Source organism: Microbulbifer sp. ABM4_008 (assembly GCF_056311705.1).
In genome coordinates, this window is sequence record NZ_CM149970.1 from 3,954,741 (window position 1) to 3,975,384 (window position 20,644).

5 protein-coding genes are annotated in these 20,644 nt (G+C 43.0%); all 5 read left to right on the plus strand.

The genetic code is table 11. The features are described 5' to 3' along the window. Positions 1 to 119: 119 nt before the first annotated feature. The 5 genes from argS (at position 120) to ACYX4J_RS17305 (ending at position 20,640) form a co-directional block, all read left to right on the plus strand. Entirely contained in the window at positions 120 to 1,856 is a 1,737-nt protein-coding gene (argS, locus tag ACYX4J_RS17285; RefSeq protein ID WP_476177160.1) for an arginine--tRNA ligase, read from the plus strand. 162 nt (positions 1,857 to 2,018) lie between these two features. After that, positions 2,019 to 2,906 (plus strand): dTDP-4-dehydrorhamnose reductase family protein, encoded by an 888-nt coding sequence (locus tag ACYX4J_RS17290; protein WP_476177161.1) that lies wholly within the window; start codon positions 2,019 to 2,021, stop codon positions 2,904 to 2,906. Between the two features lie 181 nt (positions 2,907 to 3,087). Then, positions 3,088 to 4,566, plus strand: a complete 1,479-nt coding sequence (locus ACYX4J_RS17295; RefSeq protein ID WP_476177162.1) for a nucleoside hydrolase — start codon at positions 3,088 to 3,090, stop codon at positions 4,564 to 4,566. Positions 4,567 to 5,814: 1,248 nt separating this feature from the next. Beyond that, a complete protein-coding gene (locus ACYX4J_RS17300) occupies positions 5,815 to 10,899 on the plus strand; it encodes an amino acid adenylation domain-containing protein (protein ID WP_476177163.1) in 5,085 nt (1,694 codons plus the stop codon). Between the two features lie 3 nt (positions 10,900 to 10,902). Beyond that, a complete protein-coding gene (locus ACYX4J_RS17305) occupies positions 10,903 to 20,640 on the plus strand; it encodes an amino acid adenylation domain-containing protein (protein ID WP_476177164.1) in 9,738 nt (3,245 codons plus the stop codon). The last annotated feature ends 4 nt before the right edge of the window (positions 20,641 to 20,644 follow it).

The window sequence follows — 20,644 nt, forward strand, 5'->3', positions numbered from 1 at the left end:
GACACCCAAGTCGAGATTTCGAGCACTCCGGACCAACTCCTTTGCCAACGCTGGTTGCAAAGCCGCCACCGCCCATTAAAATTCGGCGTTTCCACGAATTTAAGACAGCACTTCACTCTATGAATATTCGCCAGCTCCTCACCGACAAATTCCAGGCCGCCATGCTCGCCGCCGGTATCCCCGAAGAATGCGGCCCGATTGTGGCACCTGCGAAAAAGGCCGGGTTTGGCGACTACCAGGCCAACGGCGCTATGGGCGCTGCCAAGCGCATGGGCACCAACCCGCGCGAGCTGGCTGGCAAGATCCTTGAGCAGCTGGATAAAGGCGATATGATCGAAAAGGTCGAGATCGCAGGCCCTGGCTTCTTAAACATCCATCTGAGTGAACAGTGGCTGAGCCAGCAACTATTGTCCGCCCAAGGCGATAAGCGCCTGAATATCGCCTCGGTTGAAGAGCCCAAGACCGTAGTCATCGACTATTCCCACCCCAACCTGGCCAAAGAAATGCACGTAGGCCACCTGCGCACTACCATTATCGGTGATGCCCTGGCACGCCTGTTGGAGTTCCAGGGGCACAAGGTAGTTCGCCAAAATCATATGGGTGACTGGGGCACCCAATTCGGCATGTTGCTGGCACACCTTTCCGACAAGCTGGCAGACAGTGATGCAGAAGTGGCATTGGCCGATCTGGAAGTCTTCTACCGCGAAGCCAAGGTTCGCTTTGATGATGAAGAAGGCTTTGCCGATCGCGCCCGTGAATACGTTGTAAAACTGCAAGGCGGAGATGAGCAGTGCCTGAAACTGTGGAAGCAGTTTATTGATATCTCTATCAGCCACTGCGAAGAAATCTACTCCAAGCTGAATGTCACCCTCAAGCAGGAAGACGTTTACGCTGAAAGCCAGTACAACGATGATCTGCCGGTGCTGGTAAATGAGCTGCTGGATAATGGAATCGCCGTTGAAGACCAGGGCGCGATCGTTGTTTTCCTGGAAGAGATGGCCGATAAGGAAGGCAATCCCAGCCCGATGATTATCCAGAAGAAAGGCGGCGGCTACCTGTATGCCACCACCGATCTGGCCGCTATCCGCTACCGCGCCAACCAACTCAGTGCCGACCGTATCCTATATGTTGTTGATGCCCGCCAATCCCTGCACCTACAGCAGGCCTTTGTCGCCTCACGCAAAGCGAGCTTCCTGCCGGAGTCGGTTTCTCTAGAGCATTGCGCTTTTGGCACCATGATGGGCGACGACGGTAAGCCATTTAAAACCCGCACCGGCGGCACCGTAAAACTGGCAGCCCTCCTGGATGAAGCAGTAGAGCGTGCAGAGAAACTGGTGGCTGAGAAAAACCCGGAGCTGGATGAAAAAACCTGTGCAGAAATCGCGCGCAAGGTGGGCATCGGCGCGGTGAAATATGCGGACCTAAGCAAGACCCGCACTAACGATTACATCTTCAGCTGGGAATCCATGCTGAGCTTTGAGGGCAATACCGCCCCCTACCTACAGTATGCTTACACCCGCGTACGCAGTATTTTCCGTAAAGCCGGTATTGAGCCGAGCGAGCTCAAGGGCGATATCCAACTGGAAAGCCCACAGGAACGCGCCCTGGCAATTAAACTAAGCCAATTTGGCGAAGTACTGGACCAGGTGGCCAAAGATACCTTCCCGCACGTACTCTGCACCTACTTGTACGAACTGGCCAGCGCCTATATGAGCTTCTACGAAGCCTGCCCAGTATTGAAAGAAGGCGTAAGTGAACAGCAGAAGCACAGCCGCCTGCAATTATGTAATCTAGTGGCCAGCACTATCGCTACTGGCCTCGACCTGCTTGGCATTGAAGTGATGGAGCAGATGTAAATTGCTCCAGCCCGGTATCACCTTCTGTAACTTTTCAGATAGGCAAACCGGGCAGCACCCGGGTAGGCGGCCTTCAGTTGTGGCCTACCCAACCATCCTGCACCATCTTTTATCCCACTCAGGCCACACGTTTCCCGCCAGCCTGACAAAAGGAAATCACCCGTGAAAATACTGATTACCGGCGCCTCCGGCCTATTGGGGCGCAGTGTATTTAAACAGCTTTCCAGCAATCCGGTTTTTTCTGTTACCGGCACCGCCTTTTCCCGCGCGGGAGAAAATTTAATTCGCCTGGACTTGTCCGATAGCGAAGCGGTGAAGGCCTGCCTGCAACAGGTTGATCCCGATATTGTCATTCACTGCGCCGCCGAACGCTGGCCTGATCGCTGCGCCGACAGCCCCGGCACCGCCTGGCAGCTCAATGTCAGCAGCACAGAATTCCTGGCGAAATACTGTAACGAAAACGATACACAATTAGTGTATATCAGCACCGACTATGTTTTTGATGGCAGCACCCCGCCCTACAAAGCTGATGACAATCCCAACCCGGTTAACTTCTATGGCCGCAGTAAATTGGCAGGGGAAGAGGCGGTACTGAGTAACGGCAATCACTGGGTTTTGAGGTTGCCCTGGTTATTCGGGCCCGTTGCCTATCTGGAGGAATCCGGCATCACCGCCCTACTAGATACTTTGCGCGAGCAAAGGCCAGTCACGTTGGATCACTGGGCTATTCGTTTTCCCACCAGTGTTGAGGAAGTGGCCGAAGTATTGGAGCAATGCCTGCTGAAAATCCGTGGTGGCATCAATTTTGAAGGCATTTACCAGTGGAGTGGCAATACGGCCTGCACACGCTACGAGCTCGCACACATTATTGCCAAGGCTTGTAACCTGAATGCCGAACACCTGAGCGCTGAAAGTGAACCCAATTTTACAGTGCCACGCCCTTACAATTGCCAGCTGGATAAATCAAAACTGACAGGTATGGGAATTAACGGTAGTGAACCCCTGGAGCAACAGCTATTACGAAATTTAAAGCCATTTATTGAAGGCTGATTTAAATAGCTTTCAGATAAAGCGCTACAGGGAAGTATCGCTGCCGGCCATGTTCCGGCTCACACCTGTGTAATACCGTTAACTCATACAACAAACGGTGCTACAAGGTGGCAATCGAGTAGATCAGGGAGGAGCTATTGGATTGCCGAGTAAAACCACTCGAATATTTAGGGAAGGATAAATGAAATTAAAACACTGGTTCTCTGCAGGAGCTCTGGTACTGGGCAGCCTAACCACATTGGCTTCTTGCAATGCGGATAGCGGACCTCACAGCAAGAAACCACACCAGGCCATCAAGACCGAAAACGCCCAACCCATTATCTGGATTGGCGACTTCAATAACTTTGATGATGCCGTAGCACTGATGCTAATCGCCAAAGACCCACGCTATACCCTGGAGCTGGCTGTCGTTGAGGACTCTTTCAATACCGTAGCGCACGGGGCCAACACTGTTTACAACATCCTCGAATGGCTGGGAAATAACGATACCCAGGTTATTCGCGGAGCCTACTTTGCCACAGAGGAAGTCGCCTACGGCGCAAACGGCAAAGCTTCAGTATCTCCGGTAAATGACGATAAGGCCGTTCTCGGCAGAGAAGACTATCAACTACCCAACTCCTCCGATTTCTCCACCGGTACCTGGAACCTGGAGCGCCGCAACGCCATGGGTATCAATCTCTACGGCCAGTATGTACCCGGCCCCTGGCGTGACAACGGCTCCACCTTATATGGAACTGACCACCTAATCCCGCGCGCCAAACAGGAGCACTACCGCTACCAAGGTAACAATGGTGTCTCCTTCAATTTTGAGCTGGCCGAAGACATTATCCTGGAAACGATGGATAACCTGGAGCAACGCCCAATAGTTTTCAACACCGGTAAACTCACCACCCTGGCCCGGGTACTTGGCAAAGCCAGCGAAGAACAGCTGGCTAAAATTGACCACGTTATTATGATGGGTGGTGGCTTTGAGAATTATGAGCCGTTTACAGAGAATCACGAAGCAGCCTGCTTTGGCGATAAATCTAGAAATCTGGGCGGCAATATTTTCTCCCACCCCAGCTTCGGCTGTGACAGCGACTTCAGTACCCATCAGGAATTCAATATTCTGCTCGACCCACTGAGCGCACAATGGGCCTTCGACGCCCTGAGTGAAAATAATATTGAAACCTATCTGGTTCCGACCAACTCAACCGACATGGCCAAAGTACAAGGCAGTACCATCGAAGCCCTCGCAGAGCGCCGTGCAACCCCGGAAGCCTGCTACACCTCCCAACTCCTCAGTTCCATTCGTGAATTTGAGGGTGGGAATTTCCAGGGTAATGGTGACTTCGCCATGGATGCCGTTATTCGCCTTTGGGACATTATTGCTGCGCTGGTACTACTGGAACCTGAAACCTTGGAAATGGAATTAGTGCCCGGCTATATCACTGTCGACCAACTAGATGCTGGCCTAGCCGACAGCACAACACCTTATGATCCAATTACCTTTGATCCAACAGTAGGAAAGACTACTTTTACTGAGGCCGATGAGGGCTTGGCAGTAAATGTGGTTATGGGTATTAACCACGATGCTGCGCGCTCAGCGATGATTGAGCGCTTGCGTGATCGCTTTAATGCTGCGCGGAAGGGACCTAGATGTATGAATAAATTAAACTAACTACTACTGCAACTAGTAAAAGAGAACCTCTTAAATCATTTCTTCAGAAACTGAAATTTTAGAAGGTTCTCTTTTCAAAAAACATCGATAAACACACCAAATTGCAACAACTTAATTCAAATAAATTATATTGATATCGACTATTGAATATCTCACTCATACCCCCCCGATATCTAATCGAATAATTTATTTTAAATTCTCATATATATGCTCCACATCCCTATCTTTGATTAACTGCTTACGCTCAGTTTGAGCATATACTATGTCGCCAGCAATCCCTATGCCATCAAGATAGAGAATCGTTCATACAGCGCCAAAACTTCATTACCGAACAATCTAAAATACATATCCCCAAAAACCCTAACTTCACTCCTCACAGCAACGACTGCAAACTTTATTTAAAGTTAACATTTCATATATCTAGAAAACACCGATAAAACACGAACAAACTTCTTAATTAGAATTACCACCCATACAGCCAACGCTACTATAAAAGAAAAGCCAATCAAAATAATTCTCAACCCCAACCCACTTTAAAACCCCCAACAACACTCCAAAAAATTTACCTGAAATCATCATAAAAACATCGAACACACAAACAACAACCTCCCCCTACAAATTTAAAATCAGAGAAAAAACGAACTATTTACACGCTTCCGAACTGAAAAAAGCGCAATCACAAAAAACAAAAACCGTCCCCATCAGACTCCTATCAAATAAATAATCGCCATAAAATCTGCTACCAATATTGCAAGTACCTTTTTGTTGATGCACAAAAACATTTTTGATAACTTCCCAGCGCAGTATTGTAGTGACAGACATGCACGGAAGTTGGCACTATGAAAAATGCAAATTATTCTAACAACTTAGCCACATTTATCACCTCACCAATGCTTCAACATTGGCAGACGAAACATAATAAATTTCAATCTAAACAACACACATCCCGCCAGCCTTTTCATTATAAGCCAGCTATAGAGAATCATTTTCCACAGCTAAAACCTTTTGATCTTCATTACACGATATTAATTCAGTCACCTACCCTAACCCTCTTAACAAAATATAATTTACTAACTTGAAAACTTAAAAATAACTACTAATTCAAGACGCACATCACTTACAGAATAAATAATAAAATTTCATATTCACAACATATGAAAAATCATCCAAGAAGGGTATAAACCAGACAACATCCAAAGCTATCACTTTTTACAATGATCGTTAATAAAAAATAAAAATGGAATACTGATGATGGAAATCAATGAAATCGTTAACTCACAGAATATCAAAAGTGAGAATTTCAATTCAAAAGCACGATCCGTCTATAGCTGCTTAGAAAAGCAAATCAATATAAACCCAAATAAAACAGCTCTCATATATCAAGGGATTAGTATTAGTTATCAAGAGCTTGATGAGCGCTCAAAATCACTTTCAACCTTAATCAGCCAGGCGCTAGCTAAAGAAGACAACTCAAAAGAAAATTTAGTTGCACTGTATTTAGATCGAGGCTTGGACATGGTAATTGCCATGCTGGCAGTAATAAAGGCTGGTGCTGCCTATGTTCCAATCTCTACAGAGTATCCACGGGAGAGAGCATTATACATTTTTCAGGATACCAAAACCAAAGTGGTTGTAACTCAGGCTCATCATAAATTTCAACTGACAAGCTGGCTAAACTCAAATCATAACTCGCCAATCTTACTCATTTCTGACGATAAAGATACTATTAAAACCAGCCCTTCATTGGAGGAAGTAAATCAGAACTGCCTTAATGATCTTGCCTACGTACTATACACATCTGGAACAACGGGCAAGCCTAAGGGGGTTATGATCACTCATCAGAATATCCTTCACCTCGCTTCGGCGCAAATTGAAAGGTTTTCACTGGAAAATTTTCAAAGGACTTTACAGTTTGCATCTTATGTTTTTGATGCCAGTGTATTCGAGATATTTGCCAGTCTATTTTTGGGCCAAACGATTTATATTGCTAATGAAGAAGAACGTAAAGACCACAATAAACTTGCAAACTTAATCCGAGACAATCAAATACAGTTTGCCACTTTACCACCATCACTATTAGCGTTGTTACCCGAAGAAAAACTTCACTCCTTGCAAAGCATTGTTGTTGCCGGTGAAGCACCATCCATTAATATGATGCAAAAGCTCAACAAGCAAAGCAAGATTTTCAATGCCTATGGACCAACAGAGACTACTGTGTGCGCTACCGCACACCTTTTTACGCATGGGGATTCGGCAAACAATATCGGCAAAGCGTTAAAGAATACTAAAGCTTGGGTGTTGGATAGCAATTTACAGCAGGTGGCCATCGGAGATATTGGGGAACTATATCTTGGCGGTACAGGCATTGCCCGTGGCTACTGGAGAAAACCAGAATTAACAGCCGAAAAATTTATCAGCGGTAGTTTACTACCATCGAAAATTAGCCGCGACGGATATAAACGCATATACCAAACAGGAGATTTAGTTCGACGCCTCCAAGGAGACGAATTTGAGTTTATAGGTAGGAATGACTCGCAAGTAAAAATACGAGGCCACCGAATAGAGCTTTCGGAAATTGAAAATTGCCTAAAAACTCTAAATGGCATTGCCTTGGCATGCGTACTTGCAAGCGATACAGGAAACAAAAAATCGCTGTATGCATATGCAGTACTCAAGCAAGAATTCTCGTTGGATATACAACAGCTCGAATCACACCTAAAGGCACATTTGCCACTTCACATGGTACCTGAGCATTTTCTAATTCTACCTGAGCTTCCGCTGACAGAGAATGGAAAAATAGATAAATCGATTTTATTATCTATGGCAACACACGATCCATCTGCGATGGTGGATGTGAATCTTAATTCTGAACAGGCGACGTTTCTAGTCTTGATAAATAAATACACAGCGTTACCTTTGGCATGGAAAGAAGACTTCTTTGCCGCTGGTGGCGACTCAATCTCAGCTATTCGATTATGTTCAAAACTCGCCAGAGAAGCATCTGTAAATATTCCAGTTGAGTTAATTTATACAGAGCGCACACCTGAAAATATCTGGCAGCAATTACCTCGCTGCCAGCAAAGTTTCAGTATCAACACCAGGGATAATAAATATCGGACTATTTCACCTTTATCCTCACAGCAGCGAGCCATATGGTTTTTGACAAAATCCAACCCAGGAAATAGAGCATATCATGCAAAGAGTAAGTTGATTCTAAAAGGTGAAATCGATCCAGACATTCTTGCTCACTCTATCCAGGATGTAGTCGATGCACATGAGATTTACCGAACGTCCTATTCTTTGGAGGAACCCTGCCAATACATCCATGAAAGCTACCAAGTTGAGATAGCCAGATATGATTTTAGTTCCATGAATTATCAACAGGCTCAACAGCAAGTTGACTATTTAATAGCAGAAGGACTGAATCAGGTATTCGACATTACCCAACTACCTTTGGTACGCTGGGGATTAGTAAAATTAACAGACAAAGAACATATTCTTGTTCACATTGAATACCACCTTGTCCATGATGGCTGGTCCTCAAATATATTTCTTGAGCATTTATTCTCCTGCTATAAGCAAAGACTCGAGGGCAGAAAAAAAACAACTCTTAATCATGTTGGGCAGTACGCCGACTTTGCTGTTTTTCAAAACAATTGGCTAACGAGCGAAGCAGCTGAAAAACAGAAGCTATTCTGGTATAAAAAACTCAAAGATGCCCCAACTAAAATCAATTTACCTCAGACCGCCGCAGGAGATTTAAAGGGAGGAGATACTAAAAAAATGAAGATCCCTCGGAATTTCTGGCATGAAATACAAAATTATTGTCAGAAACAGGGAGTAACGCCATTTTCCTTTATGTTGGCGGCCGTCAACTTAGTATTATCTCGGTACTCCGGCGATACCGATATTTGCGTCGGCACTGGTACTGCGAACCGTAATTATCAAGGAGTAGAAAATACTATCGGAATGATGGTGGCAACCAATGTTGCAAGAATAAAACAAAACTCAAAACAAGGAATTAATAATTTTATTCATACCTGCTTTGATACGATACAAGAAATACAAAAAAATCAGGAACTTCCATTTGAAACTGTTGTTGATTTGGTAAATCCTGAACGCATCAAAGGACTAAATCCGTTATTTCAGGTCTGCTTTAGTTTTCATGATTCTCCCTTACCGAAAATGACATTACCTGGCATCTCAGAGATACAATTGGTCGAAGCCATCGGCAGCAAATCCGCAAAATTCGATTTAAATATTGTGGTTATCCCGAGGATGGGGCAGGAAGGCAGTGGTGATCCCGTTACCGTACTATGGGAGTTCAATCAGGAACGACATGCCCCTTGGTTTATTCAGAATATGATGGCCTCATTTAAGTCTGTAATGACACAAATCCTGCAGGGGGATGCCAGTAAAATATCGGATTTAGTGATAGCTGATACTAAATTGAATCAACAAATTGCCAGATGGAATAATACCGATACCGAATATTCAGCGACCAGAACTTTGGTTGAATTATTTGAATCCCAGGTAAGTAAAGCCCCCCAAAATACAGCCCTGGTATATCAGGATAGTGTTATCAGCTATCAGGAGCTTAATAAGAAGGCTAATCAACTTGCCCAGGTTATTCTCACTCAGTATCGAGCTCAAACCGGCCATGAGTTAATGGCAGATACAATAGTAGCGTTGTATTTAGATCGCAGCCTGGAAATGATTATTAGTATGTTAGCCGTTTTAAAAGTTGGCGGAGCCTATTTACCCATCTCTCCAGAATACCCAGAGCAACGTACTCAATTTATTTTTAAAGACAGTCAAGCTCCGATTATTTTGACGCAACGGCACCACTTTACTGCTATTGATAAAAAACTATCAGAATTTAAAAATGTTCCATTACTTATTTCTGTTGATATACCTGAATTGCTATCCACTCAATCGTCAGCATCTCCCGCCATTAAGCTAGATCCCAGAGCTCTTGCATATGTGATTTACACCTCCGGCACTACAGGAAAACCCAAGGGGGTGATGATAGAGCATCAAAGCGTAGTAAATCTGACTCAATATATGATCAAAAGTCATCAGTTGAATACTGAAAAACGGATCTTACAGTTCTCCAACTATGTTTTTGATGCCAGTGTTTTTGAAATATTTCCAGCACTTTTATCTGGCTCGGAACTCCATATTGCTTCGGATGAATGTAGAGTTGAGAGTGAAAGGCTAATTTCATATATCACTGAGAATAATATTAACCAAGCATTTATTCCAACTGCAATACTCAATGAAATTGCAGAAGAACTAAGAAATTCCACATTAACATTAGTCCACACAGGTGGTGACAATTTAAGTCCATTAGCAGTATTGCCTGCCGAGTTCACATTTAATGAATATGGCCCGACAGAGGCCACGGTATGTGTGACACAACAAAAAATAGAGAAGCCTGACCAAATAAACATAGGAAAACCAATCGATAATGTGAGGCTTTATGTATTAAATGAATATGGACATTATTCACCTGTTGGTGTTATTGGCGAATTATATATAGGTGGAGCTTGCCTGGCTCGCGGATATTTAAATAGAGAAACCTTAACGCAACAGCGATTTATTCCCAACTATTTTGCAACACAGGAAGATCTCGATAGAGGTTACGATAGATTATATAAAACTGGTGATTTAGTCCGCTGGTTACCTGACGGTTCTCTAGAGTATTTTGGCCGTAACGACAGCCAAATAAAAATCCGTGGTTATCGAATAGAAACAAGCGAAATCGAAAACATCTTGTGCACTCACCCTGAAATAAAACAGGCAGTTGTTATTAAACGGGAGTTAAAGGGTAATCAAGTCTTGGCAGCCTATTTGGTTTCAACACATGATGTAGTACTGGATTGCGACGCAATAAAGTCATTTCTACAGTCGAGCCTACCAAATTATATGGTGCCTGATTCATATAATTTAATAGATGTCATCCCCCTTAATATCAATGGAAAATTTGACCCCAATCTGTTACCTGAGCCAGAAATGGTCACCCAGCATAATTACGAAGCACCAAGAAATGAGCTTGAACGACATTTATGTACAGTTTGGCAAGAAGTCTTGAAGCTGGACAAGGTCGGGATTGAGGATAACTTCTTTCGTATCGGTGGCAATTCTATCAATGCAGTAAAGCTCACAGCTGTCAGCCGAAAGTTAAACGGGATAGATATTCCCTTACGCCTATTATTAGAGCACAGCACCGTTGCCAGATTAGCACTTGCATTAAAAAACCAACAAAGCATGGTCATTCCCAAGCTGGCTGATAAGCCTACAGCTAATAATCAGTTAGTAATGGAGATTTAGTTGATGTTAGCGTTATTAAAAGAGCTCAAAAAAAATAACCTGGCTGTATGGGTCAGTGGAGATATTCTTAAATTGGCAAGTAGCGGTGATGAAATACCGAAAGAACTGCTAACACGATTGAAAGCAGAAAAGCCTCAGTTAGTTAAGTATTTACAAAGAAGAGAAATTGACTCACAGAAAAAATTTTTTAGGCTTGAGGAACTCTTGCAATACCGTCTGTCTTTTGCTCAGGAGCGACTATTATTTATTGAACGGTTAGAGCCTGAAACCTGTGCATATCACATTCCATATTTAGTGCAATTGGACCAAGATGCCCGATTAGATATTCTACAAAGTGCTTTTACACATTTGGCAATACGTCATCCCGTGCTCAATTCAGTCTATATTGAGTCTGATAACCGGAATATCAGCCAGATATTATCTGGCCCTGTTAAAATTTCGACAAACCACTTAAACACAGAAGAAAAGTTACTACCGGCGGTAAAAGATGAGATAGTGCGCCCCTTCGATCTGTCACAAGATCCACCAATGCGTCTGAAATATTATGAGGCCAATAAAAAGCTGTATTTGCTAATTATGTGGCATCATATTGCGTTTGATGGCTGGTCAATGGATATTTTCTTACGGGAATTATCTAACATCTACCAGTCTTTACTTAATAGCCAGGAAATAGGCTTACCAGACCTATCCATCCAATATAGCGATTACGCCCAATGGCAAAGGGATTATCTAAATGGGGAGAATCTCTCCAAGTTAAAGTCTTTCTGGCATAATACCCTATACGGTTATGAACTTTTAATTTTACCAACAGATCGTCCTCGTCCCAAAAAAATGGATTACCGAGGAAAAAATATCTACTTTACGTTAGAGGCTGAACTATCCCTGAAGTTACGGCACTATGCCCAATCAAGGGAAACTACTCTATATACCGTCCTCCTCAGTGCTTTTTTTGCAACACTGTCTAGCCTATCAGGGCAAGAAGATATCCTGATAGGTACTCCGTCAGATAATCGTCATCATGCCCAGACCCAAGACGTAATTGGCTTTTTTGTCAACTCGCTGGCGCTACGAGTAAAGTTAAATGCAGATATAACAGCTGATGAATTAATCAGGCAAGTACATCAGGTAGTCTCTGCGGCTAAAACTCACCAAGATCTACCATTTGAGTCTCTCATTGACACACTGGAAGTGGAAAGGGATTTGTCCCGCCATCCATTGTTTCAGGTAATGTTTACGGTACAAAGTTTTGGTTTGACAAACCTATATGAATTGCCGTTTACCCCGGTAGAAACAGATCCTCAAAACCCATTATATTCGCCTGCAAAAGCGGATTTACGCCTGACTCTCGATGACAGTGGGAACCAGATAAAAGGTATGTTTAGTTATGCAGTAAGTCTATTTGATGAGGAAAGCATTATCCGTGCCAGTGGAATCTATCAAAAATTTTTGGTACAGATGCTGGAGCAGCCCTCACGATCTATCAATACTTTTGATAGTTTGTCAGATAGAGATCGCCAAAAAGTTTTAATTGATTGGAATCAGACAAGCTCACATGGTGGTAATGAGCTAAGTTTATCACATCTATTTGAAACTCAAGCCCTAATAAATCATGATTCAATCGCGGTTAGTTTTGAAGAACAACAATTAACTTACCAAGAGTTAAATGAAAAAGCTAATCAACTAGCAAGGGCAATACAGCGTAACTATCAAGATAAACACCGAAATACGATAAGACCCGATACTATCGTTGCCTTATATTTTGAACAAAGCCTGGAAATGGTTATAGGGATATTAGCTGTGCTAAAAGCCGGCGCAGCTTACCTTCCCCTTGCCTGTGATGCACCTCAAAAACGTCTGAAATTTCAATTAGAAGACAGTAAATCTGCCCTGGTATTAAGTCAAAGTTTCAAGCTTGATAAACTCCGCTCTTTACTCAAGGAAATCCCTACTCCACCTTTATTACTTGCAGTAGATAACCAAGTAGAAACTGCGCCGTATTCTATCGAAAACCTAAGTCATGGTTCGCAAGGAAACAACCTGGCGTATCTAATCTATACCTCAGGCACAAGCGGTACTCCTAAAGGAGTAATGGTAGAGCATAAATCCGTTGTCAATCTAATTAAAGCACAAAGCGAAGCATTTAATTTTGACAATCAAGAACGTGTGCTTTGGCTGTTGTCTTATGTTTTTGACGCTTCAGTTGAGCCCTTTTATTTGGCTCTGTTGAATGGTGGGAGGTTGATATTACCCGAAAGAGGAATATTAAAACAACCGGAAAAAATCATCGGCTTAATAGCCAAACATCAGGTTACACACTTGGTAGCATCTCCTTCTCATCTATTGACTTTAGGTGATATCAAAAACAAACAGCAAATAAAAAGAGTAGTATTTGGCGGTGAACCTTGTTCACCAGAGTTGGTAAATATTTGGAAAGACAAGCTTATTAATGAATACGGACCAACTGAAGCTACGGTAACAGCCATTCAAAGTCTGAACTTTTATCAGCAAAATAATAATCGATGTATAGGTCGCCCTATCAATAATGTTAAGGCTTACGTACTTAATAAAAAAGGTTGTCCGGTACCCATCGGGGCTCCAGGGGAATTATATATCTGTGGAGCAGGAGTCGCCCGAGGCTATCTCAACCAGAAAGCACTGACAGCACAGAATTTTATCAATAACCCTTTTGCCAATAATGAAGATAAAAGCAGGGGGTATGATCGCTTATATAAAACCGGCGATTTGGTGCGCTGGTTACCCAACGGAAACTTGGAATATCTGGAACGTATAGGACAGCAGGTTAAAATTCGGGGTTACCGAATTGAGTTAGGGGAAATTGAAACTGCGCTCACCAACGTAGAATCAGTAAAACAGGCACTGGTGACAACTTATCATCATCAGGGTAGTACCCTGCTAATAGCCTATATAGTACCTTGTCTAGCACAAGATATTTCATCAGAAGCCTTACGGGACACATTGGCTCTTAGCTTACCTGAGTATATGTTGCCGGAGAGCTATACTTACCTGGATCAGATCCCGCTAACCACCAACGGTAAAGTAGACTATCGTGCTTTACCCACCCCGGAACTAATTTCTAAGAATAACTACCTTGCACCCCGAACCGAACTAGAGAGTCAGATGTGTCAGATCTGGCAACGTGTACTGGGACTGGAAAACATAGGCGTTAAGGATGACTTTTTCCGTATAGGTGGCCATTCAATTAATGCAGTTCAGCTAACCGCTACTATTCGTCGAGAACTGGCTATAGAAGTTTCACTGGAAGAATTGTTCGAGCGAAAAAATATAGCTACTCTGATTTCGGGAATAGAAAAACAAAAGTTGTTGACAATCCCGCGCTCAAATGCAACCGCATTTCCACTATCTTTTGCTCAGGAAAGACTTCTATTTATTGAACAATTTGAATCTGGAAGCAGTGCCTATCATATACCTTATCTTACCCGACTAAAGCCAAAGACATCGCTGGATAAGCTTGAAAAAGCACTAAACGCTGTGATTCGTAGACATACTGTGCTTAACAGTGTCTATTATACCGATAACACCGGAATTAGTCGGCAAGAGGTACTATCTACTCCTGTCACTTTACAAATGCACAAAGCTGCGGACAAAAAACAATTGACGCTCTTAGTTAGAAAAGAGTGTATGCGTTCCTTTGACCTTGAAAAGGAAGGGGCAGTTCGACTTCATATATTTCAATTAGGGGAAGTAGATTACCTACTAATACTCTGGCACCACATCGCCTTTGATGGCTGGTCTAGCGGGATTTTCATCAAAGAGCTTTCAGAAATTTACCAAGCTATATGTCAAAAGCGAGAAGCTCTCCTACCCGAACTGGATATTCAATATCGTGATTATGCTGCCTGGCAACATGACTATCTGCAAGGAGAGCAGCTAGAGAAGCAGCTACAGTATTGGCAACAACGTTTGTCCGGATATGAATCTTTGGCTTTACCACTTGATTACCCCAGGCCCATAGTGGCTGATCACCGAGGTAAATACCATCGGTTCACTCTAGGTAGTCAAACCTCAGCACAGTTACGAAGATTAGCAAGAGATCAAGGAATCTCTCTATATACTGTACTTCTCAGTGGATTCTACCTATGCCTGACAACCCTGTCTGGGCAAGAAGATATTTTGGTGGGCACACCGTCAGATAATCGTCATCATTCCCAGACTCAAAATTTGATCGGTTTTTTTGTTAACCCCCTGGCTTTGCGTGTTGTAATCAAGCCCGAAATGTTGATAAAAGAACTATTAGCCATAGTGCACCAGGTCGTAACTTCGGCTAAGGTGCATCAGGAGTTCCCATTTGAGCGTCTAGTTGAAGAACTGAAGATAGAGCGAGATAATTCTCGCCATCCTTTATTCCAGGTAATGTTTGGTCTACAGAATAACAGGCAGGAAATCAGTGATACCGAAAAATTACCTTTTATTCCTACAAAATTAATTGATGAAAGCAATTTATATGTACCGGCAAAATTTGATCTAAGTTTATCGCTAAATGATTATGGCGATGAAATTACCGCAGGGTTTAACTATGCGGTAAGTCTTTTTGATGAAGAATCTATAGCACATATATCCAGTCTTTACCAAAGGATGCTTTCCGGTCTCCTTTCTGGACCAGACTTTCCGATAGCACAAATAGAAAAACTAAGTACCGCTGATCGACAGAAAATGTTGTACCAGTGGAATGATACTCAGGTTAATTATCCCGACAGAAACACTATACATGGTCTATTTGAACAGCAGGTCAGCCGGACACCTGATCATATTGCCCTGGTTTTTGAGCAATGCCGACTAAGCTATCGGGAGCTTAATCAAAAGTCCAACCGTCTCGCACGTGCACTTTTAAATAAATATGAAGCCAGCACAGCGAGGACAATAGAGCCCGACACTCTAGTAGGATTATGTTTTCAACGTAGCGCAGATATGGTTGTTGCCATTTTGGCGGTACTGAAAGCTGGAGCGGCCTATGTGCCAATTGCACCGGACCTCCCTCAAGCACGTATCAAATTTATACTGGAAGATGCACAAATCTCGCTGGTAATAAGTGATAAGCAGAGCTTATCGGCACTACCCGCATCCCAGGCTGGCAAGTACCAAGTTCCATCAATCCTTGTAGTTGATGATAAAAAGGAAGTCACCGCATATCATCACGATAACTTACCAGAAACATCAAGTAGCAATCATCTTGCCTATGTGATTTACACGTCAGGGACAACAGGTAAGCCCAAAGGCGTTTTAGTGCAACATAATGCAGTAACAGCTTTTGCTTGCAATAATCGTTATTTGGAAGCCTCCAAGGTGACCAATATTGCCAGTTTGTCTTCCTATGCTTTTGATGGTTTCGTATTTGACTTATTTTACAGTGTGCTAAATGGCTGCAGTATGCATCTCGTTACGCAGGACGTAATCCAGTCCCCTATAAGTTTAATAGATTATCTAAATAGCCATCATATTGATTCATTTTTTATCACGACTGCATTACTGAGTGTCCTGACCAAAGAGAGACTATTAAATAGATTGAAGGTAAATAATATTTTATTTGGCGGAGAAAAGGCCGATGCTGGAACTTTACACCAGCTAGTTAATGACCACCCTGAAATTTCGTTTACACATGTTTATGGGCCAACTGAAACGGTTGTTTTTGCTACTGCCTGTCACTTAAATACCAAGATGAGAAAACTGCCTATTGGCAGCCCATTGCATAATAAAAAATTATATGTTTTGGATAAAAATGGCCAACCGGCACCTGTCGGGTCTCCTGGGGAACTATATATCGGCGGTGCAGGTATTGCTCGCGGCTACCTTAATCAGGAAGAGCTGACAGCTAAGAGTTTTATTAATAATCCTTATGTCAGTGATGAAGATAGAGAAAGGGGACATGACCGGCTATATAAAACTGGGGATTTAGTGCGCTGGTTACCAGACGGAAATTTGGAGTACCTTGAGCGAATTGGTAAGCAAGTTAAAATTCGGGGCTACCGGATCGAATTAGGAGAAATCGAGTCAGCCTTGCATGAAATCGAAGCAGTAAAGCAAGCATTAGTGACCACTTTTCACCATGAAGAAAATACAATATTAGTTGCTTATATAGTACCAGAGGCAAGAGAGAAAATTTCACCGGATACCCTAAAGCAAATGCTATCTATTAATTTACCGGGATACATGGTACCTGAAAGCTATACTTTGTTGGAGAAATTGCCATTAACCCCTAATGGAAAATTGGACTATCGCGCGTTACCAAATCCACAATTGATTATAAATGATAACTACCTCCCTCCCCGCACCAGTCTTGAACAAAATCTCTGCCTGATCTGGCAGCAGATATTGGGACTTGATCGTGTAGGTATTGCGGATGACTTTTTTCGAATCGGTGGGCATTCGATCAATGCGGTACAACTCATAGCTACCATTCGCAGGGAATTAGGTATTGAACTATCCCTAGCAACTCTCTTTGAGAAAAAAAATATTGCTGCCCTCTCCAAAGGGCTTGAGGAGAAGCCGCTGCTAAGAATTCCTTCAGCAAAAGTCGGCCCTTATCCCCTGTCTTTTTCCCAGGAGCGTTTATTCTTTATCGAGAAATTTGATTCCGGGGCAAGTGCATATCATATTCCCTACTTAGTTAGGCTCAGGCCTCAAGCATCGCTAAATAATATTGAGCGGGCAATAAGCGAGGTAGTACGACGTCACACTATACTAAACAGCATCTACTACACGGACAAAAATGGTGTCACCCTACAAGAAGTCCAGCCCAGGGAGATAGCAATAAACAAGCACCAGCTTACAGATGAATCCCAATTGAAGACTGCCCTGATTAGGGAAAATAATCGGCCCTTTGATCTAAGCCATGAGAGCGCCGTCCGCTTACATATGTACCAGTTAGGCGAACAACGGTACTTGTTGATCCTTTGGCATCATATTGCTTTTGATGGCTGGTCTACTGGCATTTTTATTAAAGAATTTTCACAAATCTATCATGCTATTTGTGAAAGGCAGCAAGCATCACTACCGGTGCTGGAAATCCAATATCATGATTATGCTGTTTGGCAACGAGAATATCTCAAAGGTGAGACTCTAGAAAATCTGCTGAATTACTGGCAAAAAACGTTGTCCGGTTACGAATCCTTGGTACTGCCACTAGATCATCAACGGCCGCCAAAGGCTGATCAAAGGGGTAAGCACTATCACTTTGTCCTAGACGAAAATACATCAGCGCAGTTACGCGCTTTTGCAAGATCTGAAGGTACTACTTTATATACCATATTACTAACTGGATTTTATCTTTGCCTCGCAACCTTGTCAGGGCAGGAAGATATCCTGGTAGGTACACCCTCAGATAATCGTCACCATGCCCAAACTCAAGACTTGATTGGTTTTTTTGTTAACACTCTAGTATTGAGAACTGTTCTAGATACTAAAATGACTGTAAAGGATTTGATAGCACAGGTGCATCAGACCGTTACTCAGGCTAAAGTGCATCAGGAACTGCCTTTTGAACGCCTGCTCGAGGCACTTGATGTTGAACGTGATAGCTCCCGCCATCCACTCTTTCAAGTCATGTTCGGTGTACAGAGCTTTGTTCAGCAAGAAAGTGTTAATGACGATTTCCCGTTTTTACCCTCTGAACTCGATGGAGAAGCTTCTCTATATTCACCGGCAATTTTCGATTTAAGTTTATTTTTAAATGATGGTTACGAGGAAATTACCGCAACGTTTAATTATGCAGTCAGCCTATTTGATGAAAAGACCATCATACGCATTGCCAACTTGTATCAACACCTACTCACAAGTATGTTGGCAACGCCTAAGTTATGCTTAGAAAAGATTGAACGAGTTAGTGAAATTGAACGTCAACTAATCCTGGGTAAGTGGAATGATACAAGGATTGACTTCCCTGAGGGACAAACCTTACATGGTTTATTTGAACGGCAAGCCCTGCGAACGCCAAATCACATTTCACTGATCTTTGAGCAGCAACGGATTACTTATAGTCAACTTAATAAAAGAGCCAACCGTTTGGCCCGCATCCTGTCAAAACAATATCAATCAGCTCACGGACAATCGATAACTCCAGATACCGTTATTTCATTATATTTTGGGCGCGGTATCGATATGGTTATTGCTATTTTAGCAGTACTAAAAGCCGGTGGAGCTTATTTGCCCCTTTCGCTTGATTACCCTGAACAGCGCCTGAGTTATATCTTAGCTGACAGTCAATGTCCGATGATCCTAACGGGAGAGAGTAACGAAGATAAACTCCGGAAAATCGTCGGTATTGAACATCAAGAATCCATAGTGTGTGTAACCCAAGAGTTACTTTTGAATGAAGCAATAAGTGGGGATAATTTACCTGCGCTGACATCAACATCCGATCTGGCTTATGTGATTTATACATCCGGTACCACTGGCACACCTAAAGGTGTGATGATTGAGCATCACAGTTGCGTAAATTTGATGCAACATAACCTAGAAACGTATCAAGTTTCTTCTGGTGAAAATTTATTATTACTGGCTAACTACACTTTTGATGCATCGATAGAGCAGATATTTATAGCATTACTTAGTGGTTCTCGGCTAGTGATTACCGGTGATGCCGACATCCAGTCTTTTAGCCGTCTGGAGCGGCTAATTGAGCAAGAGTCCATTACTCACCTGGATGCACCATCTAGTCTCCTTCTGGCATTGGAACTTGGGGAAAAACATGGCTTGAAGCGAGTCATCTCGGGTGGCGAAGTGACCTCAACCAAGCTAGCCAGTGATTTGGGGGATAAACTCATTAATGTCTACGGACCTACAGAAACGACTATCAGTAGCCATCAATATCATTGTCCACCTCAATCAGAAGACAACCAGATCCCGATAGGCAGGGCCATCGCCAATAACAAAAGCTATGTCCTCGATAAATCAGGTCAGTTATTAGGAATAGGGGCTATTGGTGAGTTGCATATAAGCGGAGCCGGCCTTGCCCGGGGTTACTTGAATCAACCTCAACTGACAGCAGAGCGCTTTATAGAAAACCCCTTTGCCAGTGAGGAAGATAAAGCCAGAGGTTATACCAAATTTTACAAAACTGGCGATCTGGTCAGGTGGTTACCCAGCGGTGAGCTGGATTATATCGGTCGCAATGACTTGCAAGTGAAAATTAGAGGTTTCCGTATTGAGTTAGGTGAAGTCGAAGCGGCTTTAAATGACCTAGATGGAGTAAGGCAAGCGATAGTGACAGATCACGAATATCAAGGTCAAAAATACTTGGCAGCCTATTTAGTCCCAGATTCCGAGGACTCCAAAGATCTTGATATATTAAAAGCAACATTAGTGTCTGTATTGCCCGAGTATATGATTCCTGCAAGCTTTAGCTGGATTGATAAAGTACCACTTAATTTAAGCGGCAAACTGGATAAAAAGGCCTTGCCAACTCCCAAGCTTGTTTCCCAGAGTGATTATCTGGCTCCACGTACGCAACTTGAACGCCAATTGTGCGAAGTTTGGCAACAGGTCCTGGGATTGGACCAGGTTGGTATCCGCGATAACTACTTCAGTATCGGAGGAGATTCAATCAAAGCCATCAGTCTTGGGGCCAAAAGTCGCCAGATAATTGGTATAGATATCCCACTAGCAATGTTATTTGCAAATCAAACAATTGAAAAATTAAGTACCTCGTTACAGCAAGACGCAGTATCAAATCAGGATGAAACTCAAGAATTTGAGATGGTCTTATAGGGAT

Excerpts from the sequence above, each read along its gene's own strand:
- ACYX4J_RS17300 (WP_476177163.1), top strand. The coding sequence starts at position 5,815 with ATGATGGAAATCAATGAAATCGTTAACTCACAGAATATCAAAAGTGAG.
- ACYX4J_RS17295 (WP_476177162.1), top strand. The coding sequence starts at position 3,088 with ATGAAATTAAAACACTGGTTCTCTGCAGGAGCTCTGGTACTGGGCAGC.
- argS (WP_476177160.1), top strand. The coding sequence starts at position 120 with ATGAATATTCGCCAGCTCCTCACCGACAAATTCCAGGCCGCCATGCTC.
- ACYX4J_RS17305 (WP_476177164.1), top strand. The coding sequence starts at position 10,903 with ATGTTAGCGTTATTAAAAGAGCTCAAAAAAAATAACCTGGCTGTATGG.